This window comes from Methylobacterium sp. HJ2 (assembly GCF_056431005.1).
Genome location: NZ_JBWJYM010000005.1, coordinates 331,487 through 351,116, shown reverse-complemented (window position 1 = coordinate 351,116; position 19,630 = coordinate 331,487). Strand labels below are relative to the sequence as shown.

Below are 19,630 nucleotides of genomic sequence, written 5' to 3'. Positions count from 1 at the left end.
CCGGTCCGACGAGCGCAGGCCGGATCACGCCGCCTTTTTGGCCTTCCGGGCGATGCCCGCGAGGCTGCGCAGGACCTCGGTTGCGGTCTTGAGGCGGGCCGGGATCGTAGCCAAATCGCGGATGAACACCACGCTCATGTCGGGCCGCACCTTGGCAAAAGAGGCCTGCTCGGCCACCAGGGCCACTAATCCTTGCGGGTTGGCGAAGCTGCGGTCGCGGAAATGCACCACGACGCCCTTCGGCCCGGCCTCGACCTTTTCGACGTTGGCCGCCATGCACAGGAGCTTGATCGTGCCGATCTTCAGGAGCTGCTCCACCTCCGGCGGCAGCGGCCCGAAGCGGTCGATCAGTTCGGCCCCGAAGCTCTCCATCTCGGCGTCGTTCTCGATCGTGGCGAGGCGCCGGTAGAGAGCGAGACGCACGCCCAGATCCTCGACGTAGCTCTCCGGGATAGTGACGGGCGCGCCGAGCGCGATGGTGGGTGACCACGCCTCCTCGGGCACGTCCTCGATGCCGGCCTTGAGCGCCGTCACCGCGTCCTCCAGCATCTGCTGATAGAGTTCGTAGCCGACCTCCTTGACGTGGCCGGACTGCGCATCGCCGAGCAGATTGCCGGCGCCCCGGATGTCGAGATCGTGGGAGGCGAGCTGAAAGCCCGCACCCAGGGTATCGAGGCTCTGAAGCACCTTGAGGCGCTGCTCGGCTTGGGCCGTGAGCGTGCGGTTGGCCGGCGTCGTGAACAGGGCGTAGGCCCGCGCCTTGGAGCGCCCGACGCGCCCGCGCAGCTGGTAGAGCTGAGCCAGACCGAACATGTCGGCCCGGTGCACGATGAGGGTGTTGGCGGTCGGGATGTCGAGGCCCGATTCGACGATCGTCGTCGAGAGCAGCACGTCGAACTTGCCCTCGTAGAAGGCCGTCATCACGTCCTCGAGCTGGCCCGCCGCCATCTGGCCGTGGGCCACCGCGACCTTGGTCTCGGGCATCTCGCGGTCGAGGAAGCTCTTCACCTCGGCCAGATCCTCGATCCGCGGGACCACGTAGAAGGACTGGCCGCCGCGGTAGCGCTCGCGCAGCAGCGCCTCTCGGATGGTGAGCGGGTCGAACGGCGTCACGAAGGTGCGTACCACGAGCCGGTCCACTGGCGGGGTGGCGATGATGGAGAGTTCGCGCACGCCGGTCATGGCGAGCTGAAGCGTGCGTGGGATCGGTGTGGCTGAAAGGGTTAGCACGTGGACGTCGGCCTGAAGCGCCTTCAGCCGCTCCTTGTGCGCTACGCCGAAATGCTGCTCCTCGTCCACGATGATCAGGCCGAGGTCCTTGAAGGCGATGGTCTTGGCGAGCAGCGCGTGCGTGCCGACCACGATGTCGACGGTGCCGGCGGCGAGCCCCGCCCGGGTCTGCTTCATCTCGCCGGCCGAGACGAAGCGGGAGAGCTGGGCCACCTGGATGGGCAGGCCCGTGAAGCGCTCGGCGAAGGTGCGGTAATGCTGGCGGGCGAGCAGGGTGGTGGGCACGATCACCGCCACCTGCTTGCCGGAGATCGCCGCCGCGAAGGCCGCGCGCAGCGCCACCTCGGTCTTGCCGAAGCCGACGTCGCCGCAGACGAGGCGGTCCATCGGGCGGCCCGCGTTGAGGTCGGTGAGCACCGCGTCGATGGCGCCCGCCTGGTCCTCGGTCTCGTCGAAGGGGAAGCGCGCGGCGAACTCGCCGTAGAGTCCCTCGGGTGGATGCAGGCGCGGGGCCTGCCGCACGAAGCGCTGGGCGGCGACCTTGATCAGCTCGCCCGCCATCTCGAGGATGCGGCGCTTCATCTTGGCCTTGCGGGCCTGCCAGGCGCCGCCGCCGAGGCGGTCCAGCGCCACCTCGGAATCCTCCGAGCCGTAGCGGGTGAGCAGTTCGATGTTCTCCACCGGCAGCAGCAGCAGGCCGCCGGTGTATTGCAGCTCCAGGCAATCGTGCGGCGCGCCCGCGGCGTGGATGGTCTTCAGCCCGACGAAGCGGCCGATGCCGTGGTCGGCATGGACCACGAGGTCGCCGGGCTGGAGCGCCTGCACCTCCAGGATCACGTCCTGGGGCCGCTTGGCCTTGCGCTTCTGGCGCACCAGCCGGTCGCCCAGGATGTCGCCCTCGGAGACGACGGCGAGCTCGCCCGCGGTGAAGCCGGCCTCGAGCCCCCAGACCGCCACCGCCGCGTCGGCCCCGCGCTTGAGCGCGTAGACGTCGGACAGGCGGGTGATCGCCACGGGCTTCCGCATCCCGTGGTCGGCGAGCACGCCGCAGAGCCGGTCGCGCGAGCCGTCGGACCAGGCGCCGAGCACCACGTGGTGGCCGGCGGCCTGGAGGTCGCGGATGTGGGCCACGGCCGCGTCGAACACGCTGGCGCTCTCGCTGGCCCGCTCGGGGGCGAAGCTGCGCCCGGCCTTGGCGCCGCAATCGATCACCGGGCGCGCGCCCTCCGCCTCGGAGAAGGGGCTGAGCTGGGCGACGCGATTGGTCGAAACCCGCTCCGCCCACTCGTTCGGGGTGAGGTAGAGCGCGCGCGGCGGCAGCGGCTTGTAGGGCGCCACACCCGCCTGCGGGGTCTTCAGCGCGATCTCGCGGGCCTGGAAATAGTCCTGGATCAGGTTGATGCGCTCGGCGACCGCCTCCTCCACCTGCGGCTCGAACACCAGGGGCGCGCCCGGCACGTAGTCGAACAGGGTGTCGAGCCGGTCGTGGAACAGCGGCAGCCAGTGCTCGAGCCCGGCGTAGCGCCGGCCCTCGCTCACGGTCTCGTAGAGCCGGTCGTCGCGGGTGGCCGCGCCGAAGCTCGCGAGGTAGCCCTGGCGGAAGCGCCGGATCGTCTCGGTGGTGAGCTGGACCTCGCTCATCGGCACGAGGTCGAGGGAGCGGAGCTGCCCCACCGTGCGCTGCGTCTCCGGGTCGAAGGCGCGGATCGATTCCAGGGTGTCGCCGAAGAAGTCGAGGCGGATCGGGTTCGGCAGGCCCGGCGGCGACAGGTCGAGGATGCCGCCGCGCACGGCGTACTCGCCGGTGTCCCGCACCGTGCCCGTGCGCAGGAAGCCGTTGGCCTCGACCCAGGCCACCACCGTGTCCATCGGCACGACGTTGCCGATCGCCGCCGAGAAGGTCTCGACCGCGATCCGCTTCATCGGCGGCACCCGCTGCACCAGGGCGTTCACGGTGGTGCAGAGGATGCGGGGCGTCTCCTCGGAGGAGCGGGAGCGGGTCAGCCGCGACAGCGCGGTCATGCGCTGGGCGCTCACCGCGGGGGTCGGCGAGGTGCGGTCGTAGGGCTGGCAATCCCAGGCCGGCACGCTCATCGCCTCGATCTCGGGGGCGACGAAGCGCAGCGCGTTGACGAAGGCCGCCGAGCGCCCGGAATCGCGCGCCACGTGCACCAGCACCGCCGGCCCCTCGAACCCGCGGCTCAGCACCCGGGCGAGATCGGCCACCACGAGGGCGTCGAACCCGTCCGGCACGCCCGAGAGCACCGGGCTGTCGCCGGCCCGGATCGCCTCCAGCGCCCGGGTGAGGGGCGCGGATTTCGGCAGGGCGAAGCGCGCCGTCGGCGGCTTGGCCGGCGGCTTGGCCGGCGGCTTGGCAGGGGCGGCGGGTTTGGGCTGGGGTTTGGCCATCGATTCCGAAGGTGTCTCTATCGTTCCCGCGCTGCCCTCCCCCCGCTGCGGGGGAGGGTGGCCCCTGCGTCAGCAGGGGTCGGGAGAGGGGAGCCCGGCTTCCGGACGAGCCCTGCCGCGCCGACAGCACTCCGTCCGGAAACCTCGTCCCCTCTCCCGCCTCACTTCGTTCGGCACCCTCCCCCGCAGAGGGGGAGGGAGACGCGCGGCGGGGCCGCGCGGCGGCTATCCGTCGTCCTAGCCGTGGATCGGCGCGTCGTGCTTGTGGAACGCCTTGAGGCGCCGGTAGACCGCGGTGTCGTAGTTTTCCGGCGCGGCGGTCTCGCCGGTGAGCCAGCGGAACAGGTCGCGGTCGGGCACCTCGATCAGGGCCTCGAACTCGGTCAGCTCCGCCTCCGAGAGGGTGCCGATCTCGGCGTCGGCGAAGCGGCCCATGATCAGATCCATCTCCCGGATGCCGCGGTGCCAGGAGCGATAGAGGGTGCGGCGGCGGCGCGGATCGAGGTCCGCGCTGGTGCGGGTGGTACCGGACATGGCCTGCCTTCCGAATCGGGGCTCGACGGGGTGCGCGAGGATCGGCGCGACCGGTCCCATCTAGCGGCCGGGGCGCGGCCTGGAAATGCCGCACCCGGTCCCAGGCCGGTCCCCGCGACGGCACCGGCTCTCTCCATGTCGGTCCGGCGGCGCGCCGGCGCAAGCGCTGCGGCTGAAGAGGCGAGCGCCTGCGGCTGTAGACCCGAGCGCCTGCGGCTGAAGGGGCAAGCGCCTGCGGCTGAAGGGGCAAGCGCCGATGCCCGAGACACGGGCGCCCGAGGCGCAAGGCCTGTGATCCCCGCATCACGGTATCACGGGATCCCGTGATGCGGGGATCCTCCGCCCGCGCTGCGGCCACGCCGCCCGCGACGCGCGGCGCGCGAGCGGATAGTTAAGGCCCCGCCCCTACCCTTCCCCGACCGATGACAGACGACCGCGCGCCCGATCTCCGCCCGAGCCTGCTCGACCCGCTCTTCGCGCCCGCGCGCGGGCTGCCCGGCGTCGGCCCGAAGATGGCGCCGATGATCGAGCGGCTGCTCGGCACCCCAGAGCAGCCCGCCCGCATCGTCGACCTGCTGTTCCACCTGCCGCAGGGGGGCGTCCCCCGCCAGCTCAAGGGCTCGATCGCCGAGGCGCCCCCCGGTGAGCCGGTGACGCTCGGGGTCACGGTGGTGGGCCACCGCCCGTCGCAGGCGGGGGCCGGGCGGCGCCCGCACCGGGTGGTGGTGGAGGATTCCACCGGCGACGTGACGCTGGTGTTCTTCGGCATGCCCGCCGCCCGCATCGAGAAGATGCTGCCGCTGGGCGCCCACCGCTACGTCTCGGGCCGGATCGACCTCTGGGACGGGCAGCGCCAGATGGTGCACCCCTCCCGCATCACCGACGCGGAGGGGCTGGCGGCCCTGCCCGCCGTCGAGCCGATCTACGGCGCCACCGAGGGTCTGACCTCGCGGGCGATCGGCAAGCTGGCGCTCGCCGCCCTGGAGCGCCTGCCGGTGCTGCCGGAGTGGCAGGATCCGGCCTGGCTGCGGCGGAACGCCTGGCTGCCCTTCGCCGAGGCGCTCGCGGCCGAGCACCGTCCGAGCGAGGCCCCCCCGAAATCCGCCGACCCGCTCCAGCCCGCCCCCGCCACCCCGTCGCGGCGGCGCCTCGCCTACGACGAGATGCTGGCCTCGCAGCTGGCGCTCGCCCTCCTGCGCGCCCGCCAGCGCCGCAAGGCGGGCCGGGTCAATGCGGGCGACGGCACCCTGAGCCGCCGCATCGAGGCCGCCCTGCCCTTCGGGCTCACCGGCGCCCAGTCGCGCGCGGTCGCCGAGATCCGGGCCGACCTCGCCGCCGACCGGCGCATGCTGCGCCTGCTCCAGGGCGATGTCGGCTCGGGCAAGACCGCGGTGGCGCTGCTCGCCGTGGCGTCGGCCGTCGAGGCCGGGCGGCAGGCGGCCCTGATGGCCCCGACCGAGATCCTGGCCCGCCAGCATTTCGAGCGCCTCGGCCCCCTCGCCGGCCCGTTGCGCCTGCGCCTGATGACGGGGCGCGACCGCGCGGCCGAGCGCAAGGCCACCCTGCGCGACCTCGCCGCGGGCGAGATCGACGTGCTGGTCGGCACCCACGCCCTGTTCCAGGAGAGCGTGCAGTTCCGCGATCTCGGCCTCGCGGTGGTGGACGAGCAGCACCGCTTCGGCGTGCATCAGCGCCTCGCGCTGGGCGCCAAGGGCGAGGCGGTGGACTTCCTGGTGATGACCGCGACGCCGATCCCCCGCACGCTGGCCCTGACCTTCTTCGGCGACATGGACGTCTCGGTGCTCGACGAGAAGCCCGCGGGCCGCCAGCCGATCCGCACGGTGACGCTCTCGGTCGACCGGATCGACGAGGTGGTGGCGGGCCTCGCGCGCGCCTTCGAGCGCGGCGAGCGGGCCTACTGGATCTGTCCCCTCGTCGCCGAATCCGAGTTCGTCGACCTCGCCGCGGCGGAAGCCCGGTTCGAGGACCTGCAGCAGCATTTCGGCGGCGCCGTCGGGCTGATCCACGGCAAGATGGCGGGCCCCGACAAGGACGCCGCGATGGCCCGCTTCGCGGCCGGCGAGACCCGCCTCCTCGTCTCGACCACCGTGGTCGAGGTCGGCGTCGACGTGCCCGAGGCCACCATCATGGTGATCGAGCATGCCGAGCGCTTCGGGCTCGCCCAGCTCCACCAGCTCCGCGGCCGGGTCGGGCGCGGCTCGGCCGCCTCCTCCTGCCTGCTGCTCTACCGCGGCCCCCTCGGCCAGGTCGCGCGCGCCCGGCTCGAGATGATGCGCGAGAGCGAGGACGGCTTCCGCATCGCCGAGGCCGATCTGCGCCTGCGCGGCGAGGGCGAGGTGCTGGGCACCCGCCAATCCGGCCTCGCGGCCTTCCGCCTCGCCCGCCTGGAGAGCGACGGCGACCTGCTGGAGGCCGCCAGGGACGACGCCCGGATGATCGTCGAGCGCGATCCCGCCCTGCGGAGCGAGCGCGGCCGGGCGCTGCGGGTGCTGCTCTACCTGTTCGAGCGCGAGGCCGCGATCCGCCTGCTGGAGGCCGGATGAGACACGGCGGCGCGGCGTGGCGGCGAGCCCGGCTGAACGGCGCTTGAACGAAAAGCCGCTGCCTCGGAATCGCCGCGTCCCGGCCCTGTCACGGCCTCGTGAATCGCTGAGGATCCACTCGTCGGAACGGTCCTGGCGCCCGGGTGGTTCAGGTGCCGTTCATGTTCCGGGTTGTGCCGGAGCCGCGAAAGGCGCATGATCCCTTGCATGGTTCAGGCGCCAATCTTAACTCAAGATGAACGATTGCCTGAACGGATAGGGTCAATCGATCGACACGACGGAGGGCCAGCCGATGCTGAACGGATCGTACCTACGCCTGCCGGGCTCTTCCGAGGGCTGGACCGCTCAGGAGCCCTGGCTGCTGCCGATCTCGGACGGGCTCGACGCCAAGGCTCAGCCCGCGACCGACGCGGTCGCCGAGGCCGTGCGCAGCGCCACGCGCCCGCTCTTCATGGCCGCCAACGGCCTCTGCCTCGCCCTGGCGCTCCTGCTCGCCGCCGAGACGGCGACCGGCTGGATGGGCGGCCACCACGCTCCCATCGCCAAGGCCCCGGTGGTCACCGCCAGCGCTTCGTAAGCGGACGGCGCGGCCGAGCCCCCGACCGATCTTCGAGGGGCCTTGCCGGACGGCATCCCGTCCAACCCCCCTCGTCCTGAGGTGCCGCGCGAGCGGCCTCGAAAGAGGGCTCCGGACAGCACCGCGATCCCTGGAGCCGTCCTTCGAGGCTCGCAAGGCTCGCACCTCAGGATGAGGGTGCGGGTGGGACGGATCGGGGTGCGAGGGTCGGTCTTCCTGCAAGACGAACAGGCTGTCGCCCCGGACACCGCCCCTCACGCCTCCTCCCGCTCCGCCGCCGGGTTCGATTCCTGGCCCGCCCGCAGCGCGGCCGCCATGGCGTGGAGGCGGGCCTGGGGATCCTCGGGCTGGATCACCCCCGCCGACATCACCAGCTTGGCCGCGTCGTCGACGCTGATCCCGACCTCGATGATCGCGCTGCGCGGCAGGTAGAAGAAGAACCCCGTGGTCGGGTTCGGCGCGCAGGGCAGGAACACCCCGACATAGTCGTGGGCGCCCGCCTGCCCCGCTCCCTTCGGCAGCACCTCCTGCACCTCGGGCGCGGCCGGCGCCGAGAGGAAGACCACCGACCATGTGCCCTTCACCGGGAACTCCACCAGACCCACGGTGCGGAACGAGGTGCCGTTGGCCGAGAACAGCGTCTCGAAGATCTGGCGCAGGCCCTTGTAGAGCCCGGAGATCACCGGGGTGCGGGCGAGCAGTACCTCGCCGAACTCGATGACCGAGCGCCCGACGAGGTTGGCCGTGAGGAAGCCGAGCAGCGTCACCGCAATGAAGGCGATGACGAGGCCGAGACCGGGGATCGAGAAGGGCAGGTAATGGTCCGGCAGGTAGCTCGCCGGCACCAGCGGCTTCACCCAGCCGTCGATCAGCGCGATGAACCACCACGTGATGTAGGCGGTGATGGCCAAGGGCCCCGCCACGATGATGCCGGTGAGGAAGTAGGTGCGCAGCCGTCCCCGCGCGCTGACGCGCTTGCGCGGGCCGGCCAGCTCGTCCGGGGTCGGCGGCGGGATGGGCGGGATGGGTGGCGCCACGACTGCCCTTTCGGAAGGCCCGCCCGGTCTAGTCCCGGAGGGCCGGTTTGCGACAGGTAGCGGCTGCGCTTGCCCGCCTCAAGGCCGGGGCCGCGGCGCCACCCCGCGCCCTGCGCCGCACGCGGGCCTGAGGCGGCCGGCCCGCCCGCGGATGCGGCCCGGTCATCGGCTGTCCTCGGCCTCCGCCGCGAGCCAGCCCCGGTAGCGGATGATCGGCCCCGTCCAGGGATGGGCCAGGGCGATGTCGAAACGGTAGCGGCCCGCCGCCTCCGTCTCGACGATCGCCCCGCCGGGCGCCAGGGCCCGGGGCATCGGGATTCCGAACAGGGACCAGCGCCGGATCGTGTGGCGCAGGTGGTCGCCCTCGAGCGCGAGGGCGCTGCCGACCGTGATTGGGCCGACGCGCTCGCACAGCAGGCGGCCCCCGCGGCCGGCGAACTGGAGGCTGACGAAGGGCCGGCCGGCGAAGCTGCGCCGCCAGATCTCGCCGCGGCGGCGGACCGTGACCGCGACCGCGACCGGGACGTCGAGCCCGGCCCTCGGGAGCCCGAACAGCCGGGCGGCGAGCCGGCCGCGGCGGCCGGGACCGACTTCCACGCGCGCGCGCCCCCGATAGGTCCGGAGCCCGGCCTCCGCGTGGAACCCGCGGACGGCCGGCGGCAGCCGCTCCCACGCCGCGCCCAGGAGCTCGCGATAGAGCGAGGCCGGGGGGCTCACCCGAGAAACCGGTGGGCGTCGGCGGGGTCCGGCCTGTGGCAGGTCGCCCGCCGGCCGAACAGGCGGAAGCGGTTGCGCGCCACAGAATCGTAGAGCGCCTCGCCCATCCGCCGCGGCAGGAAACCGAGCCCGCCCGCGAGCGACCAGGGCAGGCCGAGGCCCCGCGCCATGCGGAGCGAGCCCTCGAGCTTGAACCAGGGCCGGCCGTCCTCGAGCAGGATGTTCGTCTCGAACACCGTGGGATCGAGGCCGTAATGGCGGTAGAGCGCCTGCCCCAGCGGCGACTGCGCCGGCAGCAGCCGGTAGCGGCCGGCGGGATCGTGCCGGATCACGAAGCGGACCCAGCCGGTGCAGAGGGCGCAGACGCCGTCATAGACGATGATCGGCCGGTCGTCGGGGAAGTCCGGCACCGCCGGATCGGTCCGGTAGCCGTAGGGCTGGATCTCGCGGCTCATCGGGGCGCCCTCTCGCCCGCGGCCTGGCGCGCCTGGAACAGGCGGTTGCTCGGCGCCCAGAGCGCGTAGCCGAAGATCGCGAGCGCGACGGTGAGCGCCAGCGCCGACCAGAACACGCAGAGCCGCAGGAAGGCGGGATCGCTCCAGCCGGCGCCCGCGGGCGGCATCGCGAAGCTCACGGCCAGGATCGGCGCCAGCACCAGCATCACGCCCGTATAGGTGGTCCAGAACCGCCCGCGATCCTCCGTCCCGCACAGGTCGGTGATCACCCGCAGGAGCGGGCGCCAGAGCACGGCGAGGATCAGGCCGGCGCTGCCGGCCGCGGTGGCGAGGGCGACGAGAAAGCCGAGTGCCGGGGTCATACGCTGTTCCCTTTCATCCGTCTTGTCTGAAAAAACAGAAACCCCTGACCGCAAGACCCGCCGGTCGGGGCGGTGGTCGCTGCCCTACCGGCCGATCAGGCCGGCGATCCGCCCGCCGAGCCGCACGATGCCGGACAGCGTCGCGCGGGGCAGGCGCCGGACCTGCTCGTACCAGCCGTCGAGTTCCTCCAGGAAGCCCAGCATGGCGGCGAGGCGAGCACGCACGACCGCGTCGGCGGCGCCGTTCCGGTCCGCCTCCTCGACGCAATCGCGCAGCATCGCGAGCGCGGGGTCGATCTCGCGCTTCTTCCGCTCCTCGGCGATCCGCAGCATGATCTCCCAGGGATCGACCTCGGCCCGGAAATGGTCGCGGCGGTCGCCCCGCACATGCACCACGCCGACGAGCTTGTAGGCCTGGAGTTCCTTGAGGCTGTTCGAGACGTTGGAGCGGGCGATTGTCAGCGCCTCGGCGATCGTGTCGGCGGGCAGAGGCTCCGGGGAGAGGTAGAGCAGCGCGTGGATCTGCGCGACGGAGCGGTTCACGCCCCAGCGCGAGCCCATCTCGCCCCAGTGCAGGATGAAGCGCTCCATGACCGGACTGACCAGCATCGCGTCCTCTAATTTCTGTAAAGACAGAAATAACGGAAAGCAGAGGAACGTCAAGGTCCCGCCTCGAGACCCCGCATCAGGTCCAGGGGTCGTGTCCGGTCGGGCCGTGCCTCAGGCCGCCTCGGCCGTCACGCCGGCCGCCCAGTCGGGCATCCGCGGGGCCGGACGCGCCGGCTGGCCGAGCGGGCCGGCATGCAGCCGGGCGACGAGGGTCGCGATGCTGTCGGGAAAGGCCGCTTCGGGCTCGAGACCGAAGGCGCGGTCGAGGGCCGGCATCACGCTGCGCAGGAAGGCGGCCATGGGGCGCCCGGCGCATCCATCGACGGCGCGCGGGGCGGGTCTGGCGAGCGCGGAAGCGGGCATGGCGTCCTGACGGGTGCGCGGCACGCCTCGTGCGGGGCCGTCGAAACCCGATCGGGCGGCCGGTCCCGCGAGGCCAGCCAAGCTAGGCCGGCCCGGCTGAACCGGACCTGAAGCGCGCGGCCCGCCTCACTCCACCGTGACGGATTTGGCGAGGTTGCGCGGCTGGTCGACGTCTTTGCCCATGAAGACGGCCGTGTGGTAGGCGAGGAGCTGCACCGGCACCGCGTAGACGATCGGCGCCACGGTGGCGTCGAGGTCCGGCATCGTCACCGTGGCCAGCGTCTCCAGGCCGTGCTCGGCCGCGCCCTTCGAATCACCGATCAGCACGATGCGCCCGCCGCGCGCGGCCACCTCCTGCATGTTCGACACGGTCTTCTCGAACACCGCGTCGTGCGGGGCGATCACGATCACCGGCACGCTCTCGTCGATCAGCGCGATCGGCCCGTGCTTCAGCTCGCCCGCGGCGTAGCCCTCGGCGTGGATGTAGCTGATCTCCTTCAGCTTCAGGGCGCCCTCCAGCGCCATCGGGTAGCTGGTGCCGCGCCCGAGATAGAGCACGTCGCGCGCCTTCGAGACCTCGCGGGCGAGCCCCTCGATCTCGCCCTCGCGGGCGAGCGCCTCGGCCATCAGGCCCGGCACGGTGATCAGCGCGTCGATCAGCGCCTTCTCGCGCTCCGGGCTCAGCACGCCCCGCGCCCGGCCCGCATGGATGGCGAGGCAGAGGAGGACGGTGAGCTGGCAGGAGAAGGCCTTGGTCGAGGCGACGCCGATCTCGGGGCCCGCCAGCGTCGGCAGCACGGCGGAGGATTCGCGCGCGATGGTCGAGGTCGGCACGTTGACGACGCTGAGGGTGTGCTGCCCTTGGCTCTTGGCGTAGCGCAGGGAGGCGAGGGTGTCGGCGGTCTCGCCCGATTGCGAGATGACGAGGGTGAGCCCGTCGCGCTCCAGGGGCGCCTCGCGGTAGCGCGCCTCCGAGGCCACGTCGATCTCGACGGGGATCCGGGCGAGGCTCTCGAACCAGTAGCGCGCCACGAGGCCCGCGTAATAGGCGGTGCCGCAGGCCGTGATCGTCAGCCGCGAGAGCGCGGCGAAGTCGAAGGGCAGGGCCTCGGGCAGCGCGACGCGGCCGTTGGCGAGGTCGACGTAATGGGAGAGCGTGCGGCCCACCACCTCGGGCTGCTCGTGGATCTCCTTGGCCATGAAGTGGCGGTGGTTGCCCTTGTCGATGCGGTAGGCCTGCGTGGCGATGCGCTGGCGCTGGCGCTCGACCACGCGGCCGGCGGCGTCGCGGATCTCGGCGCCGTCATGGGTGAGGATCGCCCAGTCGCCCTCCTCCAGATAGGTGAGCGCGTCGGTGAAGGGGGCGAGCGCCAGGGCGTCGGAGCCGAGATACGTCTCGCCCGCGCCGTACCCGATGGCGAGCGGCGCGCCGTGGCGGGCGCCGATCAGCAGGCCGTCATGGCCCGCGAACAGGAAGCCGAGCGCGAAGGCGCCGCGCAGCCGCGGCAGGCTCTCGGCCACCGCCTCGACGGGCCCGAGGCCCCGGTCCATCGCCCGGCTGACGAGACGGGCCACCACCTCGGTGTCGGTCTCGCTCTCGAAACGGACCCCGTCGGCCTGCAACTCCTGCTTGAGGTCGCGGAAATTCTCGATGATGCCGTTGTGGACGACGGCCAGCCGCGCGGTGGCGTGCGGGTGGGCGTTGGTCTCGTTGGGGCGCCCGTGCGTCGCCCAGCGGGTATGGCCGATGCCGGTGGCGCCGGTGAGCGGCGCCTCGACGAGCCGGGCCTGCAGGTTGGCGAGCTTGCCCTCGGCCCGGCGGCGCTCCAGGTGCCCGCGCTCCAGGGTGGCGATGCCCGCCGAATCGTAGCCGCGATACTCCAGGCGCCGCAGCGCCTCGATCAGCTGGTCCGCGACGGCGTCACGCCCGACGATACCGACGATGCCGCACATCCCGCGCGCCCTCAACGTTGCGCGCCGCGGGCAGGCCACGGCGCAGATTCCAGCGATGTCGAGCCCGCCCCGAGACGGATCCGGCGGTCCCGGCAAGGACCGGGCCGGCCGCGCGACGGCCGCGCTTGTACCGGATCGGGACGGTCCGGGGCCAGCCCCCCGCGATAGGGGCGGCCCCGATCCCGCGCGAGGCTGGACCCAAGATCTCACCGAAAGACTGAACGGTTCGGCCGAACCGCCTCACGTGGTTAATCTTTCGGTGGTGCCTTCCCGGCGGCCTGGAGGGCGGCGCGCTTGGTCTCCGCCCAGCCCGGCTTCGTCGCCTGCCGCCCACGGCCGAGGGCGAGGGCGCCGTCGGGCACGTCGTCGGTGATCACCGAGCCGGAGCCCACATAGGCGCCCGCCCCGATCCGGACCGGAGCCACCAGGGCCGAGTTCGAGCCGATGAAGGCCCCCGCCCCGATCGTGGTGCGGTGCTTGGAGACGCCGTCGTAATTGCAGGTGATGGTGCCGGCTCCGATATTCGCCTTCGCGCCGATCTCGGAATCGCCCAGGTAGGTCAGGTGGGCGGCCTTGGCGCCCGGCCCCATCCGGGCGTTCTTCAGCTCGACGAAGTTGCCGATCGCGGCGCCTTCCTCCAGCACCGCTCCGCCGCGCAGGCGCACGAACGGGCCGATGCTGACGGCGGGTTCCAGCCGCACGTCCTTCAGGTGCGCGAAGGCGTGGACCACGCAGCCGTCCGCCACGCTCACGCCGGTGTCGAACACCACGTGAGGCTCGACCAGAACATCCTGCCCCAACACCGTGTCGTAGCTCAGGAAAACCGTGTCCGGCGCGATCAGCGTGGCGCCGCCCAGCATGGCGGTGCGCCGCAGCCGGGCCTGGATCACCGCCTCGGCCGCGCTGAGCTGCACCCGGTCGTTGACCCCTTGTGCCTCCGCCTCGTCCACCGCCACCACGGCGACGGGCAGGCCGTCGGCCACCGCGAGCGCCACCGCGTCGGGCAGGTAGTACTCGCCCGCGGCGTTGTCGTTGCCGATGCGGGTGAGCAGGGCGAGCGCGTGCGCGCCCGACAACGCCATCAGCCCGGCATTGCACAGGCGCACCTGCCGCTCGGCCGCGCTCGCATCCTTCTCTTCGCGGATCGCCAGGACGCGGCCATCGGCGCGACCGCCCTCGGTCAGGACCCGGCCGTAGCCCGCCGGCGTCGCGCTCTCGAAGGCCAGCACCGCCACCGCGGCCCCCTCGGCCAGCGGCGCTCGCAGGCGCGCGAGGGTGGCGGCGGTGATCAGCGGGGTGTCGCCGAAGGCCACCACCACGTCGTCGCCCGCCTCCAGCACCGCGCGGGCGGTGAGCACGGCATGGGCGGTGCCGAGCCGCTCGGCCTGGCCGAAGATCCGGGCGCCGGGCGCCTGGGCGGCGATCTCGCGGGCGACGTCGTCGCGGCCGGGCTCGGCCACCACGGCGATCCGGTCGGCGCCCGCGGCCTCGGCGGCGGCCAGGACGTGGCCCAGCATGGTCCGCCCCGCGAGCCGGTGCAGCACCTTGGGCAGGTTCGAGCGCATCCGCGTGCCCTTGCCCGCCGCCAGCACGATGGCGGTCAGGCTGCGCCGCTGGTTCTCGGTTGCGCTCATCCTCGCTCCCTCGCCGTCCCCGTCCATCCCGGGGCCTCGTCCCGTCGTCGCGCGACGGATGGGCCGTCCGCGCCGCGCATGCAAGTCGGGGCCGGGCAAGTCGCGGCCTGCAAGGCGTTGCCCTGCAAGTAACGGCCTGCATGGCGCTCGGCCCGCGCGGCCCCTTTTGTGCAACTTCTCTTCGCAGCGCACCCTTAATGGCCGGTTCAGGGGCAGGCGCGATAAGACGCACCGGCAGGCGCGTTCCCGTCTCCCGAGCGCCGCTCGATCATTACGCCCGAAAGGTCCCGTTTGCCGCCCGACGCACGCTCCGCTCCCGATCCCGTGGACGAAGGATCCGCCCGCCGCCCGCACGATCCGACCCGCCGCGCGCTGCTCGGCGCCGGGCTCGGCCTCGCCGCCGGGCTCGGGCTCGGGCCGGCCGCGGCCGCCGAGCCGGCCGCGCTGCCGGGCGAGGGCACCCGTTTCGACCACGAGACCCTGGTCTCCCTCGCCCGGGAGCGGGCGAAGTCCGCTTACGTCGCTCCGCGCACGGACGATCTGCCGGCCGCGCTCAAGACGCTCGGGCGCGAGGCCTACGGGGCGATCCGCACGGCGCCCGGTCGCGCGGTCTGGGACGGGGAGGGGCTCGGCTTCACCCTGGAACCCCTGCATCGCGGCTCGATCTTCACCACCCCGGTGCAGATCTTCCTGGTGGAGGGCGGCACGATCCGCCCCCTGCCCTACGATCGCACGCGGTTCCAGGCGGAGGGGATCGATCTCGGCCAGCTGCCCGCGGAGGCCGGCTATTCGGGGTTCCGTCTGCGCGCGCGGGGCGCGGGCGACGCGCTGACCGAACTCGGCGTGTTCCAGGGCGCCTCATTCTTCCGCCTCGCGGCCCTCGGCCAGGATCTCGGCGTCACCGCCCGCGCCCTGACGCTCCGCCCGGCCGATGCCCGTGGCGAGGAGTTCCCGCTGTTTCGCGCCTTCTACGTCGAGCGGCCGGGGCGCGAGGGCCCGCTGGTGCTGCACGCCCTGATCGAATCCGAATCCGCGGTGGCGGCGATGCGGATCGCCGTGACACCCGGGACCGAGGCGACGCTGGCCGACGTCGAGACCGCCCTGTTCGCCCGCCAGCCCCTCGACCATCTCGGCCTCGGCGGCTGCCAGGCGAGCTACCTGTTCGGTCCCCTCGACCGCCGCAACGTCGACGACGTGCGCTCCGGCGTCCACGCCGCGGACGGGCTGGCAATCCGCACCGGGACCGGCGAGCGGATCTGGCGCCCGGCCCACAACCCCGACACGCTGCAGATCTCGGCCTTCGTGGACGAGAACCCGAAGGGCTTCGGGCTGATGCAGCGCGCCCGCGCCTTCCGCGAGTACGGGGACGACGCGACGCACTGGGAGCGGCGCCCCTCCCTCTGGCTCGAGCCCGGCGGGGATTGGGGCGCGGGCGCGGTGACGCTCCTCGAGATCCCGAGCGATTCCGAGCTCAACGAGAACATCCTGGCCTATTGGCGGCCGAAGGCGGCGCTGCCGGCCGGGGCCGAGACCCGGGTCGCCTATCGGCAGCACTGGTGCCGGGACTGCCCGGATCCGGGGCCCCTCGCCCGGGTCGTGGCGAGCCGCGGCGGGCGCGGCAGCGGCGGCACGCGCCGCCTGTTCCGGGTGGATTTCGCGGGCGCGGCGCTGGCCGGCACCAGCGGGCTCGACGTGGTGCTCTCGGCGGCGCCCGGCAGCATCATCCGGCAGCAACTGATCAGCGATCCCGAGGCGCAGGCCGCCCGCATCCTGTTCGAACTCGACCCGGGCAGCGAGCGCGCCAGCGAGCTGCGCCTGCTGCTGGCCCGCGGCGGCCAGCCGGCGAGCGAGACCTGGCTGTACCGCTGGACGCCCTGAGGCGGCGCACAGTCCCCGAGCGGTCGCCTCAGGCGGGCACGCGCCGCCCCTCCCGCACGGCGAACAGGCCCGGCGCGCCGCCATCCTCGACCGCCGCCACGGCGACGTCCGACGGCGGCGCGGCCAGCGCCAGGAAATCCGCCGAGACCGCGAGGTCGAGGTCGGCACCCTTGGCGCGGGCCTCGAGGCGCGCCAGCGTGTTCATCGCGGGGCCGAGCACGGTGTACTCCGCCCGCGCCCCGTCGTCGAAGACGCCGACCAGCACCTCGCCCGCGTGGAGGGCCATCGCGGCCCGGAGGGTGAAGCGCCCCTGCCCCGCCCGCGTCCGGTTGAGGTCGGCGAGGCGGGCCCGGATCGCCCGGGCGCAGGCGAGCGCCGCCCGCGCCTGGTCGGCGGGCGTGCCCACCACGAACTGGGCCAGCACCGCGTCGCCCACATATTTGTCGACGATCCCGCCCTGCTCGGCGACGGCGGCCTGGGCCAGGGCCCGGACCGCCAGCAGCGCCTCCACCATCGCCTCGGGCGGGTGCTCGGCGCTCATCCGCGAGAAGCCGCGGATGTCGAGGATCATCAGGCAGGCATGGCGGCGGCGCACCGCGCCGAGGCCGCCCTCGCGGGCGAGGTCCTCGGCCACGTCGTCGGGGACGAAGCGGGCGAGCAGGGTGCGCTCGTGCTCCAGCCGCAGCGCGTCGCTCACGGCCCGGCGCAGGCGCGAGACGCCGTCGATGACGACGAGGCTCGCCGCCGTGAAGGTGACGAGCGCCGCCCCCTGCTCGCCCAGATCGACGTGCGGGCCGAGCATCCCGTCCGGCCGCAGATAGGCCATGAGCAGCGCCGCGCCCCAGGCCGCCGCCACGACGCCGGAGAACAGGGCCGTGTGCCGGACGCGCACGCTGAGGGCCGTCTGGAGCAGGAGCAGGAAGGCCGGCAGGCGCGAGACGGCGTCGGCCGCTCCCGCCTCCGCCGCCCCGCCGAGCAGGTGCTCGACGATGACGTAGACGGCGAGCCCCGCGTTCAGCAGCGTGCCGGCCCAGGCGTAGCGCTCGGCCCGGCGCCCCCCGCCCCGCTCGGCGAGCGCGAACCAGGCGGAGCTGCCCGCGTAGAGGGCCAGGATGATCCAGTGGCTGAAGGCATGGAGCGAGCCGTCATAGGCCTGCGCCGCCATCAGCAGCACCAGCACGACGACGACGCGGAGCGCCAGCAGGCGCCCGCCATTGGCCGCCTGCATCAGGCGCCGCGCGGCCCGCAGGTGGTGCGGGCCGTCGCGCGGCGCGGCGCGCACCGGCAGGCGCATCCGCCCGTCCTACTCGGCCCGGGCGAGCCGGCGCGCGCCGCCGAACCGGTTGAGGAAGCGCGGCTCCTTCTCGGGGGCGATCCGCACGGCGAGGTGGAGTGTGCCGCCCTCCTCCATGCGCCGGTCGAGCACTTCGGCGTTCTCGTAGAGCCAGTGCAGCGAGGCCCCGTCCTCGGGCGGCAGGATCACCGCGAAGGTCGAGCGCGCCCGCGCGATCCGCGCCTCGATCCGGGCGGTGAGGGCCCCGAGCCCCTCCCCGGTCAGCGCCGAGACCAGCACGGGCGCCGCGCTGTCGCGGTCGTTGCGGCCGGTGGACTCGGCGCCCTTCTGGCTGATGTTGAGCAGCCGGTTGCGCTCGTCGGCGTCGAGCAGGTCGGCCTTGTTCCAGACCTCGATGACGCGCTCGGCCGTGGTCTCGATGCCGAGCTCGCGCAGCACCTCGCCGACATCCTCGGCCTGCGCCTCGGAATCGACGTGGGAGACGTCGCGCACGTGCAGCAGGATGTCGGCCTCGATCACGTCCTCCAGCGTCGCCCGGAAGGCGGCGATGAGCGCGGTGGGCAGGTCGGAGATGAAGCCCACGGTGTCGGACAGGATCACGGTCTCGCCGTGCGGCAGCTTGGTGGCGCGCGCCGTCGGGTCGAGGGTCGCGAACAGCATGTCCTGGGCGACGACCTGAGCCTTGGTCAGGGCGTTGAACAGCGTCGACTTGCCGGCATTGGTGTAGCCGACCAGCGCCACGATCGGGTAGGGCACCCGCGCCCGGCTCTGCCGGTGCAGGCCCCGCGTGCGGGTGACGGCGTCGAGGTCGCGCTCGATCCGGGTCATGCGCTCCTGGATCATGCGCCGGTCGGCCTCGATCTGGGTCTCGCCCGGGCCGCCGAGGAAGCCGAAGCCGCCGCGCTGGCGCTCCAGGTGGGTCCAGGAGCGCACGAGGCGCGACTTCTGGTAGGCGAGGTGCGCGTGCTCGACCTGGAGGGTGCCCTCGCGCGTCGAGGCGCGGCGCCCAAAGATCTCCAGGATCAGGCCGGTGCGGTCGATCACCTTGGCGCCCCAGGCCTTCTCGAGGTTGCGCTGCTGCACCGGCGAGAGGGCGCAATCCATCACCACGAGCCCGATCTCGCGGGCCGTGATCAGGCCGGCGATCTCCTCGACGCGGCCCTTGCCCAGATAGGTCGCGGGCCGGATGCGGGGCAGGCTGAGGGGCATCGCCTCGACGACGTCGAGGTCGATCGCGGCGGCGAGTCCCTGGGCCTCCTCGATCCGGGCCTGCGTCGAGCGGGCGGGCAGGCTGGCGCCCTGGACCGGACGGGCGAGGTAGGGGCCGACCACCAGGGTATGGGTGGCGGCGGCGATCTCGCCCTCGGGCGCGGCCATCGCCTGGAGCCGGGCCTCGCCGGAGGTCTGGAATTCGCTCATGAAGCCTTTGTCGCCCGCGGCGCACGGCGCCGCGGATCGTTGGAGAGGTCGTCCTCCCAGAATGGGGATCCGGGCGCCCCGGGCCAAGTGGGCGGTGCGTGCGTGCGTGGGCGGAGGGGCGAAGGCGATTCACCGCAGGGCGCGGGTTAACCCCCTCCCCCGCAGAGGCTGCCGGACTCCCCCGTCGTCCGCTCTCGCTCGGGCTCACCCTGCACAGGCGCGGGGTCTTCCCGCCCCCGCGGAGGGGGAGGGAAAGGCGCGGGCTTCGTCCGCGATGCGGGAATCCGGGACGCCGCGGCGGGACGGGCGGACGTGCGCGTCCCCGTCACGCCTTCTCGGCGGTCTCGTCCGGCTCGAAGAGCTGCACGGGATGGCCCGGCATGATCGTGGAGATCGCGTGCTTGTAGACGAGCTGCGAGTGCCCGTCGCGCCGCAGGAGGACGCAGAAATTGTCGAACCACGTCACCACGCCCTGAAGCTTGACGCCGTTGACGAGGAAGATCGTCAGCGGAATCTTGTTCTTGCGGACGTGGTTGAGGAAGGTGTCCTGAAGGTTCTGTGCGCGTTCGGCCGCCATTTTTTTATCCTTTGTTGT

The 19,630-nt window shown here is 73.0% G+C and carries 16 protein-coding genes; 3 read left to right on the top strand and 13 right to left on the bottom strand.

The genetic code is table 11. The features are described from left to right. Positions 1–24 precede the first annotated feature (24 nt). Both mfd and ACS5RC_RS15055 read right to left on the bottom strand, forming a co-directional pair. Positions 25–3,639 (bottom strand): transcription-repair coupling factor, encoded by a 3,615-nt coding sequence (gene mfd, locus ACS5RC_RS15060; protein WP_478344676.1) that lies wholly within the window; start codon positions 3,637–3,639, stop codon positions 25–27. 237 nt (positions 3,640–3,876) lie between these two features. After that, positions 3,877–4,173 (bottom strand): FAD assembly factor SdhE, encoded by a 297-nt coding sequence (locus ACS5RC_RS15055; RefSeq protein WP_478344675.1) that lies wholly within the window; start codon positions 4,171–4,173, stop codon positions 3,877–3,879. 422 nt (positions 4,174–4,595) lie between these two features. Between ACS5RC_RS15055 and recG the strand changes: the two genes are divergently transcribed. After that, positions 4,596–6,737, top strand: coding sequence for an ATP-dependent DNA helicase RecG (gene recG / locus ACS5RC_RS15050; RefSeq protein ID WP_478344674.1), 2,142 nt, complete (start codon positions 4,596–4,598; stop codon positions 6,735–6,737). Positions 6,738–7,029: 292 nt separating this feature from the next. Then, positions 7,030–7,314: a hypothetical protein gene (locus ACS5RC_RS15045; RefSeq protein WP_478344673.1), complete on the top strand. Its 285-nt coding sequence runs from the start codon at positions 7,030–7,032 to the stop codon at positions 7,312–7,314. A 254-nt stretch (positions 7,315–7,568) separates the two neighbouring features. Here the strand turns inward: ACS5RC_RS15045 and ACS5RC_RS15040 are convergent, their stop codons facing one another. The 8 genes from ACS5RC_RS15040 to glmU all read right to left on the bottom strand — a co-directional run bounded on the left by ACS5RC_RS15040 (position 7,569) and on the right by glmU (position 14,444). Beyond that, positions 7,569–8,351 carry a DUF502 domain-containing protein gene (locus tag ACS5RC_RS15040; RefSeq protein WP_478344672.1) on the bottom strand — a complete coding sequence of 261 codons (783 nt, stop codon included), beginning with the start codon at positions 8,349–8,351 and terminating at the stop codon, positions 7,569–7,571. A 162-nt stretch (positions 8,352–8,513) separates the two neighbouring features. Beyond that, the gene (locus ACS5RC_RS15035) at positions 8,514–9,068 is read right to left on the bottom strand and encodes a DUF4166 domain-containing protein (RefSeq protein ID WP_478344671.1); all 555 of its coding nucleotides are present in this window, start codon (positions 9,066–9,068) and stop codon (positions 8,514–8,516) included. After that, positions 9,065–9,523: a thiol-disulfide oxidoreductase DCC family protein gene (locus tag ACS5RC_RS15030; protein ID WP_478344670.1), complete on the bottom strand. Its 459-nt coding sequence runs from the start codon at positions 9,521–9,523 to the stop codon at positions 9,065–9,067. The genes ACS5RC_RS15035 and ACS5RC_RS15030 overlap by 4 nt, the downstream gene beginning before the upstream one ends. After that, a complete protein-coding gene (locus ACS5RC_RS15025; protein WP_478344669.1) occupies positions 9,520–9,885 on the bottom strand; it encodes a hypothetical protein in 366 nt (121 codons plus the stop codon). The genes ACS5RC_RS15030 and ACS5RC_RS15025 overlap by 4 nt, the downstream gene beginning before the upstream one ends. Positions 9,886–9,969: 84 nt before the next feature. Further along, positions 9,970–10,494 (bottom strand): GbsR/MarR family transcriptional regulator, encoded by a 525-nt coding sequence (locus ACS5RC_RS15020; RefSeq protein WP_478344668.1) that lies wholly within the window; start codon positions 10,492–10,494, stop codon positions 9,970–9,972. A 111-nt stretch (positions 10,495–10,605) separates the two neighbouring features. Beyond that, positions 10,606–10,881, bottom strand: coding sequence for a hypothetical protein (locus ACS5RC_RS15015; protein ID WP_478344667.1), 276 nt, complete (start codon positions 10,879–10,881; stop codon positions 10,606–10,608). Positions 10,882–10,983: 102 nt separating this feature from the next. Further along, positions 10,984–12,810, bottom strand: coding sequence for a glutamine--fructose-6-phosphate transaminase (isomerizing) (glmS, locus tag ACS5RC_RS15010; protein ID WP_478344666.1), 1,827 nt, complete (start codon positions 12,808–12,810; stop codon positions 10,984–10,986). Between the two features lie 248 nt (positions 12,811–13,058). After that, positions 13,059–14,444: a bifunctional UDP-N-acetylglucosamine diphosphorylase/glucosamine-1-phosphate N-acetyltransferase GlmU gene (glmU, locus tag ACS5RC_RS15005; protein WP_478344665.1), complete on the bottom strand. Its 1,386-nt coding sequence runs from the start codon at positions 14,442–14,444 to the stop codon at positions 13,059–13,061. Positions 14,445–14,768: 324 nt separating this feature from the next. Between glmU and ACS5RC_RS15000 the strand changes: the two genes are divergently transcribed. After that, positions 14,769–16,322, top strand: coding sequence for an OpgD/OpgG family glucan biosynthesis protein (locus ACS5RC_RS15000; RefSeq protein WP_478344664.1), 1,554 nt, complete (start codon positions 14,769–14,771; stop codon positions 16,320–16,322). 28 nt (positions 16,323–16,350) lie between these two features. On the opposite strand, the gene ACS5RC_RS14995 is transcribed toward ACS5RC_RS15000, so the two are convergent. From ACS5RC_RS14995 to hfq, 3 genes are all read right to left on the bottom strand, one after another. Beyond that, positions 16,351–17,616 carry an adenylate/guanylate cyclase domain-containing protein gene (locus tag ACS5RC_RS14995; protein ID WP_478344663.1) on the bottom strand — a complete coding sequence of 422 codons (1,266 nt, stop codon included), beginning with the start codon at positions 17,614–17,616 and terminating at the stop codon, positions 16,351–16,353. Positions 17,617–17,625: 9 nt separating this feature from the next. After that, the gene (gene hflX, locus ACS5RC_RS14990; protein WP_478344662.1) at positions 17,626–19,035 is read right to left on the bottom strand and encodes a GTPase HflX; all 1,410 of its coding nucleotides are present in this window, start codon (positions 19,033–19,035) and stop codon (positions 17,626–17,628) included. A 325-nt stretch (positions 19,036–19,360) separates the two neighbouring features. After that, positions 19,361–19,612, bottom strand: a complete 252-nt coding sequence (gene hfq / locus ACS5RC_RS14985) for an RNA chaperone Hfq (RefSeq protein ID WP_478344661.1) — start codon at positions 19,610–19,612, stop codon at positions 19,361–19,363. Positions 19,613–19,630: the final 18 nt, after the last annotated feature.

What these genes read in the sequence shown, in the direction of transcription:
- mfd (WP_478344676.1), bottom strand. Translation starts at nt 3,639, where the DNA reads ATGGCCAAACCCCAGCCCAAACCCGCCGCCCCTGCCAAGCCGCCGGCC.
- ACS5RC_RS15055 (WP_478344675.1), bottom strand. Translation starts at nt 4,173, where the DNA reads ATGTCCGGTACCACCCGCACCAGCGCGGACCTCGATCCGCGCCGCCGC.
- recG (WP_478344674.1), top strand. Translation starts at nt 4,596, where the DNA reads ATGACAGACGACCGCGCGCCCGATCTCCGCCCGAGCCTGCTCGACCCG.
- ACS5RC_RS15045 (WP_478344673.1), top strand. Translation starts at nt 7,030, where the DNA reads ATGCTGAACGGATCGTACCTACGCCTGCCGGGCTCTTCCGAGGGCTGG.
- ACS5RC_RS15030 (WP_478344670.1), bottom strand. Translation starts at nt 9,523, where the DNA reads ATGAGCCGCGAGATCCAGCCCTACGGCTACCGGACCGATCCGGCGGTG.
- ACS5RC_RS15025 (WP_478344669.1), bottom strand. Translation starts at nt 9,885, where the DNA reads ATGACCCCGGCACTCGGCTTTCTCGTCGCCCTCGCCACCGCGGCCGGC.
- ACS5RC_RS15020 (WP_478344668.1), bottom strand. Translation starts at nt 10,494, where the DNA reads ATGCTGGTCAGTCCGGTCATGGAGCGCTTCATCCTGCACTGGGGCGAG.
- glmS (WP_478344666.1), bottom strand. Translation starts at nt 12,810, where the DNA reads ATGTGCGGCATCGTCGGTATCGTCGGGCGTGACGCCGTCGCGGACCAG.
- glmU (WP_478344665.1), bottom strand. Translation starts at nt 14,444, where the DNA reads ATGAGCGCAACCGAGAACCAGCGGCGCAGCCTGACCGCCATCGTGCTG.
- ACS5RC_RS14995 (WP_478344663.1), bottom strand. Translation starts at nt 17,616, where the DNA reads ATGCGCCTGCCGGTGCGCGCCGCGCCGCGCGACGGCCCGCACCACCTG.
- hflX (WP_478344662.1), bottom strand. Translation starts at nt 19,035, where the DNA reads ATGAGCGAATTCCAGACCTCCGGCGAGGCCCGGCTCCAGGCGATGGCC.
- hfq (WP_478344661.1), bottom strand. Translation starts at nt 19,612, where the DNA reads ATGGCGGCCGAACGCGCACAGAACCTTCAGGACACCTTCCTCAACCAC.